The following is a 19279-nucleotide window of genomic DNA, read 5'->3' on the forward strand; positions in this document are numbered from 1 at the left end:
TTCCATATTTAAAACAAATCTATCACATCTTCATACAGGTTTCAACCACATATTTTGTTTAAGGTTTTGCAGGCTGGCGGTCTTTGTCCTGCGGATGTACAATACTAGGACGCGGATTTGCTCCAGGAACCGGTGTGCGAATGATAATCTGCCATAAAGCCTGCGGGTTGAATGGAAGAAACGGCCACAAATAAGGCGTATTCAACGATTTTAATCGCGCCATATAGAGAATGATACACGTTGTTGCAATAAGAAACCCTGGAGTATGAAAGGCCGCCACAAAAATTAACAGAAACAATCGCAGCATTTTATTTGCTACTGCTAACTCATAGCTTGGCGTTGCAAACGAACCAATTGCTGCAATAGCCACATACAAAATAACCTCCGGAACAAAGAGACCTACATCAATAGCAATTTGCCCAATAAGCGCGGCGGCAATCAAGCCCATCGCCGTGGCAAGCGGCGTCGGCGTATGAATCGCCGCCATCCTCAGAAATTCAATCCCAAAATCAGCTAAGAAAATTTGAACAACAGTTGGAATATTTGTTGCTTCGTTTGGTCCAATAAACTGCAGTTTTGACGGCAGCAAGTCTGGCTCAAGTACAAATAATAGCCATAGCGGTAATAAGAAAAGAGAAGCTAGAATTCCTAAAAAACGTATCCAGCGAATAAACGTTCCTACAGAAGGAGACTGCCTGTATTCTTCTGCATGCTGTACGTGATGAAACAGCGTAGTTGGCGTAATAATAACGCTTGGAGACGTATCGGTAATAATGATTACATGCCCTTCTAGTACATGAGCTGCTGCTGTGTCCGGACGTTCTGTATAGCGTACCATTGGAAAAGGATTAATTCCTTGTTTGACTAAAAACTCTTCAATTGATTTGTCAGCCATCGGCAAACCATCTATATCAATTGCTTCAAGTTCATCTTTTATCAGTTTAACCAGCCCTGGATCAGCTACGCCATTTATGTACCCAATCGCTACGTCCAGTTTTGATCGTTCGCCTACCTTCATAATTTCAAAACGAAATCTTCCGTCACGAATTCGTCTTCTTGTTAACGCTGTATTGATAATGATGTTTTCAGTGTATCCATCTCTTGCTCCGCGAATTACTTTCTCTGTATCAGCTTCTTCAGGGGATCTGCCAGGATATGTACGCACATCGACTTCAAAGCCAACTTCTTCACCGTCAATTAAAACGAATAGCAGTCCTGATAAAACCGACACCATTCCATCATCCAGCGTCTTTAGAGGCTTGACTTGCTGATGAATAAGACGGTTTTCAACAATATCCTTCAGCTTTGCTCGTTCAACTTCATTATCATTAATTTGAACGAGCACTTTTGTAATTTCAATAATAAATGAACTATCGCACAGTCCTGTTACATAGTAAACGTGAACTTCTCGATCCAAAATAAGCAGTTTACGCACGCCCACATCAAAACTTGTGTTCATACTAGCATTTTCTTTGAACCACTGATCGTTTTTTTGTACTTTCGAGAAAATAGCTGTTTTCTGCTCTGCTAGCTTATCCAAACGAACCACTCCTTTCTAAAATAAGTCTTGCTGCTTTTTCTGTAATAGGACATCCCAGTTTAACATCATCCATCCTAGCCATTTTGCCGATATCCCCTATTCCTACAACTAAGGGAATATCAAGCTGATCCAAGCAGTAAACTGTATCTCCATTAATTCGTCCGACTTCTAACTCTTGAATTCCGCTTTTATCCACTCCGTAATGCGATATTTCCCCAAAACGATCAATGGTCACATCCACTCTTGTCCATTCGCTTTGATGAGTACGTGATGCAACGGCAATCACTCCAAGAACTTCTACTTGAGGATGCTTTGCTACATGGAGCAAAGCAACTTCCCCAGGCCCTTCCTCTAAGAAACCGCTATCGTCAAACATCACAAAGACGGGATCATATGGTGCTTGAAGAATTAACTCTACCGTTTGACTGCCTGTTAACGTAGTAGGGTTTCCATATGACCTCGAAATGCATCTGCCACCAACCGATTTAGCTACATGCTCAATTGCTTTGCGTGCATATTCGTCCCCATCGGTTACAATAATGACCCTTCTTTTTTTCATAATCTTTTATCCTTTCGGTTTAAAGATTAACGCAATAATAAAAGCAAATAAAATAGCTGCTGAAATTCCAGCGGAGGTAAGTTCAAAAATCCCAATCCCAATTCCAATAAGTCCATGGTCATCCGCTTGCTTCATCGCTCCGTGCAGCAAAGAATGACCAAAGCTTGTAATTGGAACCGTCGCTCCGGCGCCAGCAAATTCAATTAACTTATCATAAAGACCAAATCCATCTAAAATCGCTCCTGCAACTACAAATGAACTCATAACATGTGCTGGAGTAAGCTTAGCAAGATCTAGCAGCAGCTGCCCAATAACGCAAATGATTCCTCCTACAGCAAAAGCTATTACATACTCCATTGATCATCCCCCTCCCCAATATGTTCTAAGACGACGCCATGAGCAATTGTTGGAATTGACTCTTTTTGCTGAATCATCGTTGGACTTAAAAGAGCTCCTGTTGCTACCATAAACACTTTTTTTAAGTTTCCTGATTTTAATTCATTTAAAATATGCCCATACGTGACAATGGCCGAGCAGCCGCAGCCGCTTCCTCCTGCAAATACATTTTGATCAGGGCGGTATACCATTAATCCGCAATCATTATGATTGGTTGATATATCGTAGCCTTCATCCTTGAGCAGCTGTTTTAAGATTGGACTTCCTACACCAGATAAATCTCCTGTTAAAATAAGATCATACTCGCTTGGAGCAACGTTTAAGTCTTCCAAATGTCTTTGAATGGTATCTGCAGCAGCTGGTGCCATAGCAGAACCCATGTCGTTTGCATTTTTAATCCCGTAATCCATTACCCGACCAATCGTTGCAGACGTCAGACGCACAATACCTTTTTCTTTCGAGACCAGCGCTGCCCCTGCTCCCGTAATGGTTGCCGTTGCTGTATCTGGTTTTTGTCCTCCGTACTCGGTAGGATTTCGAAATTGGCGCTCAGCCGTTGCGTTGTGACTGCTCGCTGATGCAATAACACGATTAGCAAACCCTGCATCTACAAGAGCTGCTCCTGTTGCAAGTGTTTCCATCGATGTGGAGCAAGCGCCAAACATGCATAGAAATGGAATTTGGTTATGCCGGGCTACAAAATTAGCCGTTACGTTTTGATTTAATAAATCTCCAGCCAAAAACAAATCAACGTCTTCATAGGATAAATTTATTTTTTGCAAGCAGGAATCAATGGACTCCGTCATTAGCCTTCTTTCAGCCAACTCCCAGTTGTCTTCTTCACAGTGCAAATCTTTATGTGTAATATCAAATGTTTCTCCTAACGGTCCATCTGCTTCTTTTGGTCCTACAGCTGTTCCCGTAGCGTTAATATAAATAGGATTTTCATAAACCCACGTTTGCTTCCCAGTTTTTCTCATAATCCCCCTCTTTTCATAGCAAATAAGTTTTAAAAAGGTAGCGAATGATTCCTACAACGTAAGCCGAAACCGTTCCAAATACAATGACGTTTCCAGCCAGTTTGAACATGTTCGTCGCAATTCCAAGAACAATCCCTTCACTTCGATGTTCAAGCGCTGCACTCGTCATGGAATTGGCAAAACCCGTAACAGGAACGGCTGAACCTGCACCTGCGAATTGACCAATACGATCGTATATCCCAAACCCGGTTAAGAGCGCAGATATTAAAATAAGGGTTGCAACGGTAGGATTACCTGCATTTTTTTCATTAAAGTCAAAAAATGCAATATAGAAATTTTGAATTGCCTGTCCTAGTGTACAAATGATTCCCCCTACCAAAAAGGCTTTTAGGCAATTTGCCACATATGAAGGTTTAGGCTGAAATGGTTTAATGCTTTCTTGATAGTTATCTTTTAATTTTTGATTATTTGCCATGTTACATACATCCTTTTCTTATTGATTAACAAAATAAATCCAATGAAATAATGATCCGCATACTTTGCCTAGTACAATGGCCATTAACAATAAAATAAGCTTGCCTTCCATTCCTATTCGTTTCGTTAACGTCGGCAATACATTAAGCACTTCTGTTAACGCCGCTGCCAACATTCCAATAAAAATACCGCTCGTTAGACCTATGATCATAATGAACACCGCAGGAAACTGCCACGTGTATTGATGAAGACTGCACCAACCGCCTGTAACAGCACCCCCCACTACTCCCCATTCATATGCTTGAATATATTTCATGGTTTTGGTCAGCTGCATCAAACGCGGAATAATGCCCAACACCGTTAAAAATGCTACAAACCCAGCACCTGCAGCCAGTCCTCCCGCAAGCCCAATTACAATGGTCATCACAATGTTAATGATCATCAATTTTTTTCATACTTTCTTTATTCTCGTGCATAATGACGTATTGATCTAAGTCTTGCTGGTAATTAAACATTTCGACTTCGAGAGGACTAGGCTCTTCATTAATTCGTTTTCTAAAGACATGGTTAAAAAACAGAATCATTCCCAAGCCTAAACCGATAGAGTAAGGCACTTGAATCAGCAAAGGCTGCTTGTCTCTCAGACCGGTCAGCATATAGAACAATTTTTGATGTACTTGTTTCATACTCACATCTTCGTGAAAGTTCATAATTGCCAAAGCAGCTCCGATGAAGAGAAGAAACCAAACAGCTAGAAAAAACAAAAAGGAATATTGTTTCTTTTTATACACGACCTCTACAATCGTTTGAGCGGGTCCAATCGTCTGAATGTCTAAATGCGGATACTGAGAGGTAACTTTTTCAATTACCTTCATTAAATCAACAATGATAATATTTCGATCACTCATACTTACTTGATATACAACTAGCGTTTCAATTTGCTTTTGAACAGAATCTCCTGCTATAACCATTGCTAATTGTCCAATATTTACAGCCTCATCAGGTTTTACTTGAATACGATGCCTCATTTTAAGATAAAGAACGTTTTCCATTCATATCACACCTTACGATTCATTATCTCCCTGTACGAGTAGTATGGATTTTCTTAAATTTTCTAATTCACGTTTCTGAACAGACCATTAATTACCAAATAAAAAAAAGCAATCCGTTTCACTATTCTTCTTTGAATAGCAAAACGGATTGCTTCTTAAGTATTACGTATCATTCATATGCAGCTTCATTTGTTTTAAGATTTTCTTCTCAAGCCTCGATACCTGAACTTGAGAAATTCCCAGCCTTGCCGCCACTTCAGACTGAGTTTGATCTTTGTAATACCTCAAATAGACAATGAGCTTTTCACGCTCATCAAGTTCTTCAATTGCTTCTTTTAAGGCAATTTTATCAAACCACTTCGCTTCCGTATGATCAGCAATTTGGTCAAGAAGGGTAATTGGATCCCCATCATTTTCATAGACGGTCTCGTGAATAGACGAAGGAGCACGATTAGCTTCTTGAGCTAGCACTACTTCTTCAGGAGTGAGATCCAAATGTTCTGCAACCTCAGCGACTGTAGGGACGCGTCCAAGTAACTTGGAAAGCTCGTCTTTTGCTTTACGTATTTTATTGCTCATTTCTTTCAGAGAACGGCTAACCTTTACCGTGCCATCATCACGAATAAATCGCTGAATTTCACCAATAATCATTGGAACAGCATATGTTGAAAATTTAACATCATACGATAAGTCAAATTTATCAACGGACTTTAATAGCCCTATACATCCAATTTGAAATAAATCATCGGGCTCATAACCGCGGTTAATAAAACGTTGAACAACCGACCAAACGAGCCGCATATTTTTTTGGACGATTGTATCTCGTGCAATTTGATCACCTTGCTGACTGCGCTTGATGAGGTCTTTAACTTCATGATCCTTTAAATACGGTTCGTTTTTATTTTTTTTGACCTCCACATCCATTGGCAAGTCTCCTTAATTACATAGCGCTTTACTATTTGTTAAGTGCTTTTTTAAATATAAGGTCGTACCTTCTAATACAGTTGATTCCACTCGAATTTCGTCCATAAAGTTTTCCATTATGGTGAAACCCATTCCAGAACGTTCTAGATCTGGCTTCGTTGTGTATAAAGGCTGTTTGGCTTCATCCACGTTATCGATACCAATTCCTTCATCACGAATCATCAGCTCGACTACACCATCTTCATGAAGCGTCACAGAAATGTATACCACACCATCCGGATTGCTTTCGTAGCCGTGAATAATAGCATTTGTTACTGCTTCAGATACGACTGTTTTAATTTCTGTTAGCTCATCCATTGTTGGATCTAACTGCGTAATAAATGATGCTACCGTGACGCGGGCAAACGATTCATTTTGACTAAGCGCGGAAAATTGGAGGTTCATTTGATTTTTCATTATGCCACCCCCAATTTTTGAAGCGCGTTTTCTTCATTAGGTTCAAAACGAATAATTTTAAATAAGCCTGACATATTAAACAAACGTTCTACGGCAGGAGAAATAGCACATACAACCATTTCCCCGCCGTTATTATGAACCTGTTTGTATCTCCCTAAAATAACCCCCAAGCCAGAGCTGTCCATAAAGGTTAAATGCTGTAAATTTAAAATCAAATGGCTGATAGATTCCTTCTCTATCGCTTCGGTGATTTTGCTTCTTAGCTCTTCTGCCGCATGATGATCTAATTCTCCAGTTAATCGAACCAACAAGACATCTTGTTTGAATTCCAATTCAATCGAAAGACTCACTATACAAACCTCCTCGGAAATCTTATAGTCAGTCTTTCGCTGCCGACAGAATAGAATCCTTCTCACCGACAAAACTAGTTCTATTTCGTCACATTTAGCTGTTTAAGATGTTTGAGAGAAAATAGAGAATGTACGTTTGAATATCTTCCACCAAGAAGCAGCATCGATATCTTCTTTTGCAAGAAGTGGTGAAGAACTAACTACTTTGTTATCCTTCTTAATGGTCAACGTTCCAATTTTGTCGCCTTTTTGAATAGGCGCATTTAACTTCTCGTTCATTTTCACTTCTGTTTTAACATCTTTGGCTGCATTTCCTTTTTTCAATAAAACAGAAATAGGCTCGGACGTAACAGCTGTTACCTGATCTTCGCTACCCTTGTTTACATCTATCTTGGTAATAACGTCTCCTTTTTTGTATAAAGGCTTCGTTGTATATTGACTGAACGCGTAATCTAACATTTTGGTTACTTGATTATTGCGATCTTTTGGCGTGCTTGCACCGAATACAACCGCTAACACACGCATATTTCCCTTTTTAGCGGTAGCTGTTAGGCAATATTTAGCTTGACCTGTAAATCCGGTTTTGAGTCCATCAACGCCGGGATAAAACTTCACTAAGCGATTTGTATTTACTAACCAAAACTTCTTATCTGTATCCGTGCGTAAATAAGCTTCATATTTACTTGTATAGTTAATAATTTTTTCATACTTTAGCAGCTCTCTGCCCATCATGGCCATATCATGAGCTGTACTATAGTGATTTTCTACGGGCAGGCCTGTCGGATTTTGAAATTTTGTATGAGTCAAACCAAGCTCTTTCGCTTTTTGGTTCATCTTTGCTACAAATTTTTCTTCTGATCCAGCTAAATATTCAGCCATTGCCATAGAAGCATCGTTACCGGAACCTATCGCAATCCCTTTTAGCAAATCATTTACCGTCATTTCTTCTCCGGGCTCTAAAAAGATTTGTGAGCCCCCCATTGAAGCGGCATATTCACTTGCCCGCACTTTATCTTTTAAGGTAATTTTCCCTTTATCCAAAGCCTCCATAATTAAAATCATTGTCATAATTTTAGTCATACTGGCAGGGGGAAGTTCTTGATTACTATTTTTTTCGTATAGAATTTTTCCTGTATCCCGTTCAATTAAAATAGCTGACCTAGCACTGTCAGCAAGCTCAGAATTCTTTTTTTCTGCGGCTAAAACAGGTTGCGTCATAAGTGGAAATAAAAATATGACAACGAGTAACTTTACAATAGTTCGCTTCATCTCCACAAACCTCCATTCTTTATACAACCTATTTTTTCCAAGGTATAATCGATTTATACTAAACCAAATAAAAAAAGCATCGAGAAATTCTCGATGCTTGAAGTCATATTTTCTTCTTATTGTTGATAAGCTGGAAGCTGCTTTACTACTTCTTTTACAAGAGATAAAAACTGCTGCTTTACTTTTTCAGTCGTTTCAATCACTTCTTCATGATTTAACGGCTGATCTAAAATGCCAGCTGCCATATTAGAAATACAAGAAATACCTAGTACTTTCATACCTGCATGGCGTGCGACAATAACTTCCGGCACTGTAGACATGCCGACCGCGTCTCCCCCGATAATGCGAAGCATGCGTACTTCAGCAGGCGTTTCATATGTTGGACCTGTATTTCCTACATATACACCTTCTTGTAAGGCGATATTTAAATCAGCTCCTACTTTCTTCGCTAATTGACGAAGATCCTTGCAGTAAGCAGTTGACATATCCGGGAACCTTACTCCAAAATCAGAGTCATTAGGTCCAATCAAAGGGTTGGTTCCAAAGTTATTAATATGATCAGAGATAATCATTAAGTCTCCTGGATTAAAGGATTCGTTCACTCCGCCCGCTGCATTCGTTACAATCAACGTTTCTACACCGATTTCTTTCATTACGCGCACTGGAAATGTTACTTTATCAAGGGCATACCCTTCATAAAAGTGAAAACGTCCTTGCATAGCTACAACCGGTACGTCATGAATAGTACCTATTACTAATTGACCTGCGTGACCTTCAACTGTTGAAACCGGGAACTCAGGAATGTCGTTATACGGAATTTTTACCGCGCCTTCAATTTCGTCAGCTAATACCCCTAGCCCAGAACCTAAAATAAGTCCAATTGTTGGTGTAACAGCTGATTGATTTTTAATATATGCTGCTGCTTTTTCGATATATTCTTTTTTCATACTCCATTCCCCCTGCTTAATTCAGCTCTTTTAAAAAACTTTTTCCATGCTTAGGCATTGCTACGCCAAAATTTTCTGCTACCGTTGCGCCAATATCCGCAAACGTTTGACGAATAGAAAGTTCTTTTCCTTCTTGCATGCCTTTATTGTACACAAGAAGCGGCACGTATTCACGCGTATGGTCTGTCCCATGATGAACTGGGTCATTTCCATGATCAGCTGTAATAATCAATAAATCATCTTCTTTTAATAAATCAAATACTTCTTCTAAGCGTGCATCATATTCTTCAAGCGCCTGCCCGTATCCTTGTGGATCACGGCGATGACCATAGAGAGCATCAAAATCAACTAAATTTAAGAAGCTTAAGCCTGTGAAGTCCATGTTTAATGTATCAACTAGCTTATCCATGCCGTCCATATTCGATTTGGTACGAAGAGATTTTGTTACCCCTTCTCCGTCGTAAATATCAGAAATTTTACCGATAGCAATAACATCGATGTTATTGTCTTTTAATTCATTCATTACTGTACGTCCAAAAGGCTTTAATGCATAGTCATGACGATTGGATGTACGTGTAAAGTTACCTGGTTCACCTAAAAACGGGCGAGCAATAACACGTCCAATCATATATGGATCATCAAGCGTTAATTCACGAGCAATCTCACAAATTTTGTACAATTCATCAATTGGAACAATTTCTTCATGAGCAGCAATCTGCAAAACAGAATCTGCTGATGTATAGACGATTAAGTCACCTGTTTCCATATGTTGTTTTCCTAGCTCATCCAAAATTTCTGTACCAGACGCTGGTTTGTTCCCAATGATTTTCCGACCTGTTTTTTCTTCTAATTGTGAAATCAGCTCTTCTGGAAATCCGTCTGGAAATACATTAAAAGGCGTATCAATATTAAGACCCATAATCTCCCAATGGCCTGTCATTGTATCTTTTCCTGCAGAAGCTTCCTGCATTTTTGTATAGTAAGCCAACGGTTTTTCGGCTTTATCGATTCCTTTAATTTCACGGATATTGCTTAGGCCAAGCTTAGCCATATTGGGCATATGAAGACCGCTGCAGTGCTCTGCAATATGACCAAACGTATCAGCACCTTTATCATTGTATTTTTCAGCATCCGGCGATTCACCGATACCTACTGAATCCATGACAATTAAAAATACGCGTTTATATGTATGCGCCATTTTATTCCCTCCAAATATCAATTTATTTATTCTCTATAAAATTCCCGTTTGGAAATAATTTAACCATCTTCTCTTATTGGTCAGAAGTCTGACCTCTCTATTAGTATAGACGCTTTTTATTTTTTTGTACACATGAATGAAAGTGTTTTCAATCAAAAAAACCAATGTCTATGAAATCACTGGACATTGGAATCTTCCTACGCTCGCGGATGAAACTGATTGTATACATCTTTTAAACGTGCTTTTGTAACATGTGTATAAATTTGAGTGGTCGAAATATCCGCATGCCCGAGCATTTCTTGAACGGCTCTCAAGTCCGCGCCGTTCTCTAACAAATGAGTAGCAAACGAATGCCGTAACGTATGAGGAGTTAATTCTTTTTCAATTTTTGCTTCAGAAGCTAATTTTTTTAATATTTTCCAAAACCCCTGCCTTGTTAAACGCCTTCCGTGATGATTAACAAAGAGTGCTTTGTCCTGTTCCTTTTGCTTTGTTAAAATACTCCGGCTATGCTGTAAATACTCTTCAATCGCTTCCGTTGCCAACCTTCCGATAGGGACAATTCTTTCTTTATTCCCTTTTCCGATACAACGAATAAATCCCATCGTCAAATGTGCATCATCAATATTTAAGTTAACGAGTTCAGACACACGAATTCCAGTAGCATAAAGCAACTCAAGCATCGCTTTGTCTCGTACGCCAAAAGGCGTCGAAGTATCAAACACATTTAACAGCGCCTCTACTTCCTCTGCATTTAGCACTTTTGGCAGCTTGCGCTCAAGCTGCGGAGTATCAATGTGAACGGATGGATCTGTATCCGCTGCTTTTTCTCTTAGTAAGAATTGATGAAAAGATCTAGTTGAAGCCACATGTCTCGCAATCGTTTTAGATGACTTTTGCTGATCACTTAAATATTTCAGAAAATTAACGATGTGAAGTCTTGTTACTTCATTAAATGATTTCAGCTGCTCTACATGCTCTAAATATTGAGCATACTTTTTTAAGTCTCGTTCATATGAATCAATCGTATTTTTCGCCAGTCCCCGCTCTACTACTAAATAATGAATAAAATCTTGAATTTGATCATTCAATAGCCTCTACTCCCCGTTTTGATAAAACATAAATAAACGCTCTAGCCACGTCTGATCTTTGTTCACACTTGCTTGCATGACCTTAACTGCTGAACCCGAGGGCTCATCATAACGTTTATAATTTTGATACTCTTGAGATACCCATATCATTCCAAAATAAAACAAAAGAGTAAACCCGGTAAATAAGATAAATACTTTACATGTATTATATACCATTTCAGCCCATGATTTCATGAAACAATTCCTCCAATTTTTGATTCTATTAGAAGATATGCCAATTGGGACAGGTTTTATACATGTTTCTTGCCTTTACACGCTGAGTGCTCTCCTGGTCATTTCCTTTCTTTCTATAAAACCATGTAGCTTGTAACCTCGTTATTTTTTTCTATTTATGTACAACAAAAAACCTTCTCCATTAGGGAAAAGGCTTTTACTGCTTGTCTTCTTTATCCTGACAGCGATGGCAAATGCCATGAAATGTCAAGCGGTGATCTTTAATTTTAAAATTCCATTGCTTTTCCACAATTTCTTCAACGTCTTCAAGCAAATCTTCTTGAATTTCGTCCACAGATCCACATTCCATACACACAAGGTGATGATGAAAGTGTGCGGCTCCTTCTTGTCTTAAATCGTAGCGAGAAACGCCATCGCCAAAGTTTATTTTATCAACAATTTTAAGTTCAGTTAACAATTCTAACGTACGATAAACAGTTGCCAATCCAATTTCCGGAGACTTTTCCTTGACGAGGAGATATACATCTTCGGCACTTAAATGATCCTCTTCATGTTCAAGAAGTACTCTTACAGTCGCCTCACGTTGAGGTGTCAATTTATAGCTAGCTGAGTGCAACTGCTGCTTAATTCGCTCAATTCGACTTTCCATAATTATTCCCTCCCTCGCCATTCACTAATCCATTATATCAGATGTGTCGAGGGTGTCAAAATAAAGTTATTATTAATAAGAAAAAAGAATTCTTTTTACTTAATACTTATTCTTATTTATTTAATAGAGCCATTACACTTTTCATTAAAGTAGGTGATACGTAGGCTTCAACTGTAGCCGCACAGGCAACCAAACATATCATTGCAATCATCGTGCCGCCATAGCGTAAAAAGGATGCGGAAATTGGCTCCGCTGCTTTTTTAAAGAATTGCTGCCGCACAAGCTTCAAAGAAAAGGCAACGGAAGCTGCAGACAAGATTAGAAACGCCGGGATGAGAAAGATATTTTGCGGCATAACAGATACAAAAGATAGCGCAAAACCAGAGATTCCCATTTGATTGACTAAAAAGCCTACGGTAAAACCAATCACCATTCCTTTTAAAAACAGCAGAATTAACACTACAGGCAAACCAATAATGGCGATTCCTAATATCCAAATGAGCCCTAAGTATTTAACATTATGAAAAAAACTTTGCTGAAACATTTCAACGCTGCTTGCTACTTCTCCACTCTTTACCTGTCCGAAAAACCGGTTTAAATAAAAATACAGGTCTTCTTTTTGATCAAGCGTCAAACTATTTACAACAATAGCCCCAAAAATGATTCCCATTAAAAACAGCACGGTCACAAACAAATAAATAGAACTGTTTTCTTGAAAATGTCTTGCATACGATAATGGCAATTGTTTTTTTCTCATCGTCTTCCTCCTATTAATCGCTTAATAGAGTGTATGATAGAGTACAAAAACTATGCCAAGAATCTTTTGAATCTATCAAATAAAAAAAGAGAATGAGACATAATGAAATCTGCATTCACCATCACCTTAAAAAAATCCGAACGAATTTGATTCTCCATCAAGAATCTCTATTCATCGTTCGGATGTTCCTTAAACTAAGGTATGGTTGTCACACATTTTTTTAAGTTAGAGATATACGCATGCCTGTTTTTTCTCACATCAAATGACGTTTCAATGTAAACCTCTAAATTGCTAGATTGCCGTTCGTATGTAAAAGAAAAAACTCTCTTACTCTCCTAATCCGCTTTTTAACTGTAAGTACTGCACAGCATAGGCTGTTTTTGCATCATAAATTTCCTTGTTTTGAATAAGAGTAAGGGCCTCATCTACCGTAACTTCCATTACTTCAACAAATTCATCTTCGTCTAATTCTGCTTTGGTGGTCATCACTTTTAAATCTTCCGCTAAATAAAGGTGCACCAACTCATCCGCAAAACCTGGCGATGTATAAAAAGAAATAATATGGCTAAGCGAATCTGTCGTATAGCCCGTTTCTTCTTCTAACTCACGTTTTGCTGTCACAATCGGCTCTTCTCCTTTTTCTAGCTTGCCGGCTGGAATTTCGACTAAAATACGATCCATCGGCCTGCGATACTGTTTGACCATAACCATTTTATGATCGCTTGTTAATGCAATGACAGCTACGGCTCCAGGATGCTTAACTACTTCTCTTGTACTCGTTTTTCCGTTTGGAAGCTCTACTTCTTCTAAGTACAAATCAATCACTCTGCCTCCAAACAGCTTTTCAGAAGACAGCATTTTTTCTGTTAAATGATCCATTTTCTACACCTCGTTCTATTTTTTTGACTCTTACATATATTCTATCATACGAATCTTGGGAGGTAGAAAAAATGAAAGTTTATGTTCACGAGAAGCAAATCATTTTGGTTGGTAAAGCATGGGAAATCAAACAAAAGTTAAAAGAATACGGTGAACAATTTCAGTATGTTGATGAATGGACGAACGCTATCTCTCAAAATTTCAATTCTTACAAACAAGCAGACTGCAGACACTAATTGTGCTGCAGTTTTCTAATCTTCTTATTTGAGTTTCCCTCTATCATAGCGCTACAATAGATAGAAACAAGTAAAAAATAAGGAGTGACATAGATGAAAAAAAGACGCTTAGGTACTTCAGACTTGCTTGTCAGTACATTAGGTTTAGGGTGCATGTCTCTTGGAACGGAACAAAAACACGCTGTCAATATGATTGATGAAGCTCTCGAATATGGCATTAATTATTTCGATACAGCAGATTTATATGATTTTGGCTTAAACGAGGAGTTTGTGGGACAAGCCCTAAAAAAACGCAGAAATGATATTATTTTAGCCACAAAAGTGGGGAATCGCTGGAATGATGCAAAAGACAGCTGGACGTGGGATCCGTCTAAAGCTTACATAAAAGACGAAGTAAAAGAAAGCCTGCGCCGTCTTCAAACAGATTACATCGATTTATATCAACTGCACGGAGGAACTGTTGAAGACAATATTGAGGAAACGATTGAAGCATTTGAAGAATTAAAACAAGAAGGCGTCATTCGCTACTATGGTATTTCATCTATTCGCCCAAATGTGATTCGAGAGTATGTGCAAAATTCTTCTATTGTCAGCGTCATGATGCAATACAGCTTGTTAGACAGACGTCCTGAAGAAAGTGCACTTCCGCTTTTACATGATAACGGCATTAGCGTTGTAGCGAGAGGTCCAGTAGCCAAAGGGCTGCTAACCGAAAAAGGAGAGCAAAAGCTTGCTGCATTCGAGGGCAAGGGCTACTTAGATTATAGTGGTACGGAATTAGCAAAAACGATAGAAGAATTTCGTCACGTACGACCAACTCACTCGCTAAACTCAACGGCACTTCAATACTGTTTAGCTAATCCTACGGTAGCCTCGGTTGTAGCAGGAGCAAGCTCTTCTTCACAGCTTCGTGAAAACATCAAAGCTGTCGAGGCTTCCCCGCTTCAGCCTACTGAAATCAGCAAGCTGCAATCGATCTTTAAAGCAAATCAATACGAAGCTCACCGTTAAAAAATAAAAGCGCCGATAAAGGCGCTTTTATTTTTTAAATTCAGACCAGTTCAAATCACTTTCATTTAACAGTTCTTCAAACGACTTATTTTTTTCTTTTTCTTTTCGAATTCGAGCAGCTTCTTTACGTTCTGTTTCTTTCTGCTCTTCTTCTTTTAAAGAAAGCGCCTGTTTTTTAGCTTGAAGCTGTTTTAATAAGCTATCATTTAGCTGATCTTTAATACTAAGCTGATCATTTTGTTTTTGTGCTGATTGTTTTTGCTTTTTTTTAGCCATCACAATTCCCCCGCTACTTTAATTGAGAGATATTGTATCATATTCTTGCTTTTGTTACCAAAAATCAAAATGCATCTAGTTTTACATGTTCATCAATGATTAAAGTTGGCTCTGTAGATTGTTGAATATCTTCTATCGTATAGCCTTTCGCTACTTCAACAAGCTTTAGACCTTCTGCCGTAATATCAATGACCGCTCGATCTGTAATAATACGATCCACTACCTCTTTTCCTGTCAGAGGGAGGCTGCACTCATTTAAGATTTTAGGCTCATCTTTTCTCGTCACGTGTTCCATAATAACAATGATGCGCTGTGCTCCATGAACTAAATCCATTGCACCGCCCATTCCTTTAATCATTTTTCCAGGAATCATCCAGTTTGCCAAGTCACCAGTTTTTGAGACTTCCATTCCTCCTAAAATCGCAATGTTAATATGCCCTCCGCGAATCATTCCAAATGATTCAGCACTATCGAAATAAGAGGCGCCTTTTGTCGCCGTTACGGTTTCTTTACCTGCATTAATTAAATCAGGATCTACTTCTCCTTCTTTCGGATATGGTCCAATGCCTAACAGACCGTTTTCGGACTGAAGTACTACCGTTTTATTATCTGAGATATGATTAGCCACAAGCGTTGGAATACCAATTCCAAGGTTTACATAAAATCCGTCCAAAATTTCTTTCTCAGCACGTTTTGCAATTCGCTCTCTCACGTTCACGCCGTTTTCAATCATGAAAAATCTCTCCCCTTTTGTTATTTTTGAACGGTTAAACGCTCAATACGTTTTTCTTGTTCACCAATAATTAACGATTGAACATACACACTAGGTGTGTGAATAATATTTGGATCGAGTGAGCCTGTTGGATGAAGTTCCTCGACTTCTGCTATCGTCACTTTTCCTGCTGCTGCAATCATTGGGCTAAAATTGCGCGCTGTCTTGTTATACACCAAGTTCCCCATATGATCGGCTTTCCAAGCTCTAACCAAACTAAAATCAGCTTTTAACGCCTCTTCTAGTAAATATTCTTTTCCTTCAAACACGCGAACTTCTTTTCCTTCAGCAATGGGTGTTCCCACTCCCGCTGGTGTATAAAATGCAGGTATGCCCGCTCCGCCGGCGCGAATCTTTTCAGCTAGCGTGCCTTGAGGCAGCAATTCTACTTCAATTTCTCCTGACAATACTTGTCTTTCAAACTCTTTATTTTCTCCCACGTAAGAACCAATCATCTTTTTAATTTGTTTGTTTTTCAGAAGCAGTCCAAGTCCCCAGTCGTCTACGCCGCAGTTATTTGAAATTACGGTTAAATCTTTTACCCCTGTTTCAACTAACGCTAAAATCAAATTCTCCGGAATTCCACATAAACCAAAACCACCGACCATAATCGTAGCACCGTCGTGAATATCTTTCACCGCTTCTTTAAACGACGTATGTACTTGTTTCATACATAACCACCCCTTCGTTATTTTTGAAAACGCTTTCTAATCTATTATAAAAGATTTTTATTTCTTTTTAAATATATATATAACTAAAAATTATAATTTAATCATTTTTTTGTCAAAAAAGTTATATTACTAGACAAATTAAAGGAAAAACAAAAACGCCACGAGTTCCAAAGCTGTATGTTTGGAATCTGTGGCGTTGTGATATAGCTTTAATGTTTGTTAAAACTATATCAAATTAAGGACGTTCAACGATTGTTGCAACGCCTTGGCCTCCGCCAATACATAACGTTGCTAACCCAAGTTTTGCGTCGCGTTTTTGCATTTCATGAATAAGTGAAACTAGGACACGTGCACCACTTGCACCAATAGGATGTCCAAGCGCAATTGCTCCACCGTTTACATTTAAAATATCATGATTAAATTGAAGTTCACGATCCACAGCGATTGACTGTGCAGCGAATGCTTCGTTTGCTTCTACTAATTGAACATCTTCTAATGAAACAGCAGCTTTTTCAAGCGCCTTTTTCACTGCGCTTACAGGACCGATTCCCATAATGCTTGGGTCTACTCCCGCAGTTGCATTACCTTTAATTGACACTAATGGTGTTAGGCCTAACTCGTCTGCTTTTTTACGGCTCATTACCACTACTGCCGCTGCACCGTCATTGATACCAGATGCATTACCAGCTGTTACAGAACCGTCTTTTTTGAAGGCTGGACGTAGTTTCCCTAAGCTTTCAGCCGTTGTGCCTGCACGTGGGAACTCATCTTGTTCAAAAACAGTTACTTGACCTTTTCTTCCAGGCACTTCTACTGGTACGATTTCATCTTTGAAACGACCAGATTGAATAGCTGCTTCTGCTTTTTGCTGACTTGAAGCTGCAAACGCATCTTGTTCGTCACGAGTAATTTCATATTTATCACACAGATTTTCAGCTGTAACGCCCATATGGTAGTCGTTAAATGCACACCATAATCCATCTTGAATCATGCTGTCAACTACTTTTTGGTCGCCCATTTTAAACCCGTTGCGTGCATTTTTTAATAAGTATGGTGCTTGGCTCATGTTTTCCATTCCACCAGCAACAATCACATCAGCATCCCCAGCAAGAATCGCTTGTGTAGCGAGATGTACTGCTTTTAGTCCTGATCCGCATACTTTATTGATGGTTAATGCTGAAACAGTTTCAGGTAAACCTGCTGCTAAAGTTGCTTGTCGTGCTGGATTTTGTCCTAAACCTGCTTGTAGGACATTTCCCATGATAACTTCATCTACTTCGTTTGCTGATACCCCTACTTTGTTTAAAGCTTCTTTAATTACAGTACCACCTAAAGTTGTTGCGGATACATTTTGTAAGCTTCCCCCAAAGCTGCCGATTGCTGTACGTACAGCGCTTACAATGACTACTTCTGTTTGACCCATGTCGAAAACCTCTCCTTACTGTTTGATTACTGTGATTAACTGTCACCTGTATTAATTTCGACATCGCTTGCGAAATTCCTCTTTTTTTGTAAAAATTTATAATTTTTATTGAATTTTAATTTTTTAGAATTAAAATAAATATTAGTAAGCGTTTACAATGTAGGAGGAGAGCGGTTTATGGGATTTCCTGAAAAAGTAACAATTATAGAAGTTGGTCCACGAGATGGACTTCAAAATGAAAAAAATTTTGTTCCAACTGAAAAAAAAATTAATTTTATCAAAAAATTAAAAGAAGCTGGACTATCCGAAATCGAAATTACATCCTTTGTTTCTCCAAAATGGGTTCCTCAAATGAAAGATGCTTCTACTGTTGCAAATACATTTCAGTCTGATACGTGCCGAAACATTGTACTTGTGCCAAACCAAAAAGGCTTGGAAAAAGCACTGCAAGCTAATTGCCGCTCCGTTGCGCTGTTTATTGGCGTAAGCAATACCTTTAATCAAAAAAATATTAACAAAAACACCAAAGAAGCTGTACAAACGCTGCTTCCTCTCATTCAGCAGCTCAAGCAGCAAGAATGTTTTATTCGAACTTGCATTTCCACCGCCTTTTATTGCCCGTATGAAGGAAAAATACATGAACGCGACGTGCTGGCCCTTTGCGAAAGCTTTGTGGAGGCTGGAGTTAATGAGCTAAGCGTTGCTGATACAATTGGCATGGCAAACCCTAAAGATGTATTTTCACTTTTCTCGAAATTGAAACAAAACTTTCCCCACACGCTACTGGCTGCGCACTTTCACGATACGAGAGGATTAGCCATTGCAAATATCTATGCAGCTTTGCAAGCCGGTATTAACAGGTTCGATTCATCGGCTGGGGGGTTAGGTGGATGCCCATTCGCTAAGGGAGCAACGGGAAACGTAGCTACAGAAGATCTCGTCTTTATGCTTCATGAAATGGGTATTTCCACTTCTATTAATGAAGAAAAGCTGCTCGAAGCGGTCGCTTTTATCGCTCCTCACATTTCAAGACCGATTGAAAGCAAGCAATACTCTTTGTTTGCACAGCGTTAAAAATTAGGTTTTTATGAGAGCGATGCTATAATAAATAATAGCTATATTAACAAAAGGAGCC

The 19279-nt window shown here is 38.9% G+C and carries 25 protein-coding genes; 3 read left to right on the forward strand and 22 right to left on the reverse strand.

The features are described from left to right. Window positions 1-58: 58 nt before the first annotated feature. From AC1D0Y_RS03070 to AC1D0Y_RS03155, 18 genes are all read right to left on the reverse strand, one after another. Window positions 59-1540, reverse strand: a complete 1482-nt coding sequence (locus AC1D0Y_RS03070) for a spore germination protein (protein ID WP_028410708.1) — start codon at window positions 1538-1540, stop codon at window positions 59-61. Next, window positions 1533-2099, reverse strand: a complete 567-nt coding sequence (gene spoVAEA / locus AC1D0Y_RS03075; RefSeq protein ID WP_028410707.1) for a stage V sporulation protein SpoVABEA — start codon at window positions 2097-2099, stop codon at window positions 1533-1535. Before spoVAEA ends, AC1D0Y_RS03070 begins: the two co-directional genes overlap by 8 nt. Window positions 2100-2105: 6 nt before the next feature. Next, on the reverse strand, window positions 2106-2456 hold the full coding sequence (gene spoVAE / locus AC1D0Y_RS03080; protein WP_028410706.1) for a stage V sporulation protein AE: 351 nt from the start codon (window positions 2454-2456) through the stop codon (window positions 2106-2108). After that, complete coding sequence (gene spoVAD / locus AC1D0Y_RS03085) at window positions 2444-3475, reverse strand: stage V sporulation protein AD (RefSeq protein ID WP_013084932.1); 1032 nt, start codon at window positions 3473-3475, stop codon at window positions 2444-2446. Before spoVAD ends, spoVAE begins: the two co-directional genes overlap by 13 nt. 13 nt (window positions 3476-3488) lie before the next feature. Beyond that, on the reverse strand, window positions 3489-3950 hold the full coding sequence (spoVAC, locus tag AC1D0Y_RS03090) for a stage V sporulation protein AC (protein WP_025750442.1): 462 nt from the start codon (window positions 3948-3950) through the stop codon (window positions 3489-3491). 18 nt (window positions 3951-3968) lie between these two features. After that, window positions 3969-4391: a stage V sporulation protein AB gene (locus AC1D0Y_RS03095; protein WP_028410704.1), complete on the reverse strand. Its 423-nt coding sequence runs from the start codon at window positions 4389-4391 to the stop codon at window positions 3969-3971. Continuing rightward, window positions 4381-5001 carry a stage V sporulation protein AA gene (locus tag AC1D0Y_RS03100; RefSeq protein WP_028410703.1) on the reverse strand — a complete coding sequence of 207 codons (621 nt, stop codon included), beginning with the start codon at window positions 4999-5001 and terminating at the stop codon, window positions 4381-4383. The genes AC1D0Y_RS03095 and AC1D0Y_RS03100 overlap by 11 nt, the downstream gene beginning before the upstream one ends. A gap of 162 nt (window positions 5002-5163) precedes the next feature. Continuing rightward, complete coding sequence (gene sigF, locus AC1D0Y_RS03105; protein ID WP_013059074.1) at window positions 5164-5925, reverse strand: RNA polymerase sporulation sigma factor SigF; 762 nt, start codon at window positions 5923-5925, stop codon at window positions 5164-5166. Between the two features lie 12 nt (window positions 5926-5937). Further along, window positions 5938-6381, reverse strand: a complete 444-nt coding sequence (gene spoIIAB / locus AC1D0Y_RS03110) for an anti-sigma F factor (protein WP_013084935.1) — start codon at window positions 6379-6381, stop codon at window positions 5938-5940. Further along, window positions 6381-6731, reverse strand: coding sequence for an anti-sigma F factor antagonist (gene spoIIAA / locus AC1D0Y_RS03115; RefSeq protein WP_028410702.1), 351 nt, complete (start codon window positions 6729-6731; stop codon window positions 6381-6383). The genes spoIIAB and spoIIAA overlap by 1 nt, the downstream gene beginning before the upstream one ends. 102 nt (window positions 6732-6833) lie before the next feature. Next, entirely contained in the window at window positions 6834-8000 is a 1167-nt protein-coding gene (locus tag AC1D0Y_RS03120; protein ID WP_028410701.1) for a D-alanyl-D-alanine carboxypeptidase family protein, read from the reverse strand. A 116-nt stretch (window positions 8001-8116) separates the two neighbouring features. Next, on the reverse strand, window positions 8117-8947 hold the full coding sequence (locus AC1D0Y_RS03125; protein WP_098249277.1) for a purine-nucleoside phosphorylase: 831 nt from the start codon (window positions 8945-8947) through the stop codon (window positions 8117-8119). Window positions 8948-8963: 16 nt separating this feature from the next. Then, entirely contained in the window at window positions 8964-10145 is a 1182-nt protein-coding gene (gene deoB, locus AC1D0Y_RS03130) for a phosphopentomutase (protein ID WP_098579253.1), read from the reverse strand. A gap of 197 nt (window positions 10146-10342) precedes the next feature. Further along, window positions 10343-11236, reverse strand: a complete 894-nt coding sequence (xerD, locus tag AC1D0Y_RS03135; RefSeq protein ID WP_098331874.1) for a site-specific tyrosine recombinase XerD — start codon at window positions 11234-11236, stop codon at window positions 10343-10345. Between the two features lie 6 nt (window positions 11237-11242). Next, the gene (locus tag AC1D0Y_RS03140; RefSeq protein ID WP_013059081.1) at window positions 11243-11470 is read right to left on the reverse strand and encodes a YqzK family protein; all 228 of its coding nucleotides are present in this window, start codon (window positions 11468-11470) and stop codon (window positions 11243-11245) included. A 196-nt stretch (window positions 11471-11666) separates the two neighbouring features. Further along, entirely contained in the window at window positions 11667-12119 is a 453-nt protein-coding gene (gene fur / locus AC1D0Y_RS03145; protein WP_013059082.1) for a ferric iron uptake transcriptional regulator, read from the reverse strand. 112 nt (window positions 12120-12231) lie between these two features. Then, window positions 12232-12876: a stage II sporulation protein M gene (spoIIM, locus tag AC1D0Y_RS03150; protein WP_477707333.1), complete on the reverse strand. Its 645-nt coding sequence runs from the start codon at window positions 12874-12876 to the stop codon at window positions 12232-12234. A 327-nt stretch (window positions 12877-13203) separates the two neighbouring features. Next, complete coding sequence (locus tag AC1D0Y_RS03155) at window positions 13204-13755, reverse strand: NUDIX hydrolase (RefSeq protein ID WP_013059084.1); 552 nt, start codon at window positions 13753-13755, stop codon at window positions 13204-13206. A gap of 71 nt (window positions 13756-13826) precedes the next feature. Here AC1D0Y_RS03155 and mciZ point away from each other — a divergent pair, with 71 nt between their 5' ends. Both mciZ and AC1D0Y_RS03165 read left to right on the forward strand, forming a co-directional pair. Continuing rightward, window positions 13827-13991, forward strand: coding sequence for a Z-ring formation inhibitor MciZ (gene mciZ / locus AC1D0Y_RS03160; RefSeq protein WP_013059085.1), 165 nt, complete (start codon window positions 13827-13829; stop codon window positions 13989-13991). A gap of 93 nt (window positions 13992-14084) precedes the next feature. After that, window positions 14085-15002 carry an aldo/keto reductase gene (locus AC1D0Y_RS03165; protein WP_098433330.1) on the forward strand — a complete coding sequence of 306 codons (918 nt, stop codon included), beginning with the start codon at window positions 14085-14087 and terminating at the stop codon, window positions 15000-15002. Between the two features lie 27 nt (window positions 15003-15029). On the opposite strand, the gene AC1D0Y_RS03170 is transcribed toward AC1D0Y_RS03165, so the two are convergent. The 4 genes from AC1D0Y_RS03170 to AC1D0Y_RS03185 all read right to left on the reverse strand — a co-directional run bounded on the left by AC1D0Y_RS03170 (window position 15030) and on the right by AC1D0Y_RS03185 (window position 18144). Beyond that, a complete protein-coding gene (locus AC1D0Y_RS03170) occupies window positions 15030-15278 on the reverse strand; it encodes a YqkE family protein (RefSeq protein ID WP_016765509.1) in 249 nt (82 codons plus the stop codon). Window positions 15279-15342: 64 nt separating this feature from the next. Further along, complete coding sequence (locus AC1D0Y_RS03175; protein WP_098333967.1) at window positions 15343-16011, reverse strand: 3-oxoacid CoA-transferase subunit B; 669 nt, start codon at window positions 16009-16011, stop codon at window positions 15343-15345. Between the two features lie 20 nt (window positions 16012-16031). Then, the gene (locus AC1D0Y_RS03180; protein WP_025750456.1) at window positions 16032-16721 is read right to left on the reverse strand and encodes a CoA transferase subunit A; all 690 of its coding nucleotides are present in this window, start codon (window positions 16719-16721) and stop codon (window positions 16032-16034) included. Window positions 16722-16956: 235 nt separating this feature from the next. After that, complete coding sequence (locus tag AC1D0Y_RS03185) at window positions 16957-18144, reverse strand: acetyl-CoA C-acetyltransferase (RefSeq protein ID WP_028410695.1); 1188 nt, start codon at window positions 18142-18144, stop codon at window positions 16957-16959. A 177-nt stretch (window positions 18145-18321) separates the two neighbouring features. Between AC1D0Y_RS03185 and AC1D0Y_RS03190 the strand changes: the two genes are divergently transcribed. Then, complete coding sequence (locus AC1D0Y_RS03190) at window positions 18322-19218, forward strand: hydroxymethylglutaryl-CoA lyase (RefSeq protein WP_028410694.1); 897 nt, start codon at window positions 18322-18324, stop codon at window positions 19216-19218. Window positions 19219-19279: the final 61 nt, after the last annotated feature.

The organism is Priestia sp. P1_B12_1 (assembly GCF_056406695.1).

Bases quoted from the DNA above. Each gene is read 5' to 3' on its own strand.
- sigF (WP_013059074.1), bottom strand. From the start codon at position 5,925: ATGGATGTGGAGGTCAAAAAAAATAAAAACGAACCGTATTTAAAGGAT.
- spoIIAB (WP_013084935.1), bottom strand. From the start codon at position 6,381: ATGAAAAATCAAATGAACCTCCAATTTTCCGCGCTTAGTCAAAATGAA.
- deoB (WP_098579253.1), bottom strand. From the start codon at position 10,145: ATGGCGCATACATATAAACGCGTATTTTTAATTGTCATGGATTCAGTA.
- AC1D0Y_RS03125 (WP_098249277.1), bottom strand. From the start codon at position 8,947: ATGAAAAAAGAATATATCGAAAAAGCAGCAGCATATATTAAAAATCAA.
- AC1D0Y_RS03190 (WP_028410694.1), top strand. From the start codon at position 18,322: ATGGGATTTCCTGAAAAAGTAACAATTATAGAAGTTGGTCCACGAGAT.
- AC1D0Y_RS03120 (WP_028410701.1), bottom strand. From the start codon at position 8,000: ATGAAGCGAACTATTGTAAAGTTACTCGTTGTCATATTTTTATTTCCA.
- spoIIM (WP_477707333.1), bottom strand. From the start codon at position 12,876: ATGAGAAAAAAACAATTGCCATTATCGTATGCAAGACATTTTCAAGAA.
- mciZ (WP_013059085.1), top strand. From the start codon at position 13,827: ATGAAAGTTTATGTTCACGAGAAGCAAATCATTTTGGTTGGTAAAGCA.
- AC1D0Y_RS03170 (WP_016765509.1), bottom strand. From the start codon at position 15,278: ATGGCTAAAAAAAAGCAAAAACAATCAGCACAAAAACAAAATGATCAG.
- spoVAD (WP_013084932.1), bottom strand. From the start codon at position 3,475: ATGAGAAAAACTGGGAAGCAAACGTGGGTTTATGAAAATCCTATTTAT.
- AC1D0Y_RS03100 (WP_028410703.1), bottom strand. From the start codon at position 5,001: ATGGAAAACGTTCTTTATCTTAAAATGAGGCATCGTATTCAAGTAAAA.
- AC1D0Y_RS03095 (WP_028410704.1), bottom strand. From the start codon at position 4,391: ATGATCATTAACATTGTGATGACCATTGTAATTGGGCTTGCGGGAGGA.
- spoVAE (WP_028410706.1), bottom strand. From the start codon at position 2,456: ATGGAGTATGTAATAGCTTTTGCTGTAGGAGGAATCATTTGCGTTATT.
- fur (WP_013059082.1), bottom strand. From the start codon at position 12,119: ATGGAAAGTCGAATTGAGCGAATTAAGCAGCAGTTGCACTCAGCTAGC.
- AC1D0Y_RS03180 (WP_025750456.1), bottom strand. From the start codon at position 16,721: ATGAAACAAGTACATACGTCGTTTAAAGAAGCGGTGAAAGATATTCAC.
- spoVAC (WP_025750442.1), bottom strand. From the start codon at position 3,950: ATGGCAAATAATCAAAAATTAAAAGATAACTATCAAGAAAGCATTAAA.
- AC1D0Y_RS03185 (WP_028410695.1), bottom strand. From the start codon at position 18,144: ATGGGTCAAACAGAAGTAGTCATTGTAAGCGCTGTACGTACAGCAATC.
- spoVAEA (WP_028410707.1), bottom strand. From the start codon at position 2,099: ATGAAAAAAAGAAGGGTCATTATTGTAACCGATGGGGACGAATATGCA.
- AC1D0Y_RS03140 (WP_013059081.1), bottom strand. From the start codon at position 11,470: ATGAAATCATGGGCTGAAATGGTATATAATACATGTAAAGTATTTATC.
- AC1D0Y_RS03165 (WP_098433330.1), top strand. From the start codon at position 14,085: ATGAAAAAAAGACGCTTAGGTACTTCAGACTTGCTTGTCAGTACATTA.
- AC1D0Y_RS03155 (WP_013059084.1), bottom strand. From the start codon at position 13,755: ATGGATCATTTAACAGAAAAAATGCTGTCTTCTGAAAAGCTGTTTGGA.
- AC1D0Y_RS03175 (WP_098333967.1), bottom strand. From the start codon at position 16,011: ATGATTGAAAACGGCGTGAACGTGAGAGAGCGAATTGCAAAACGTGCT.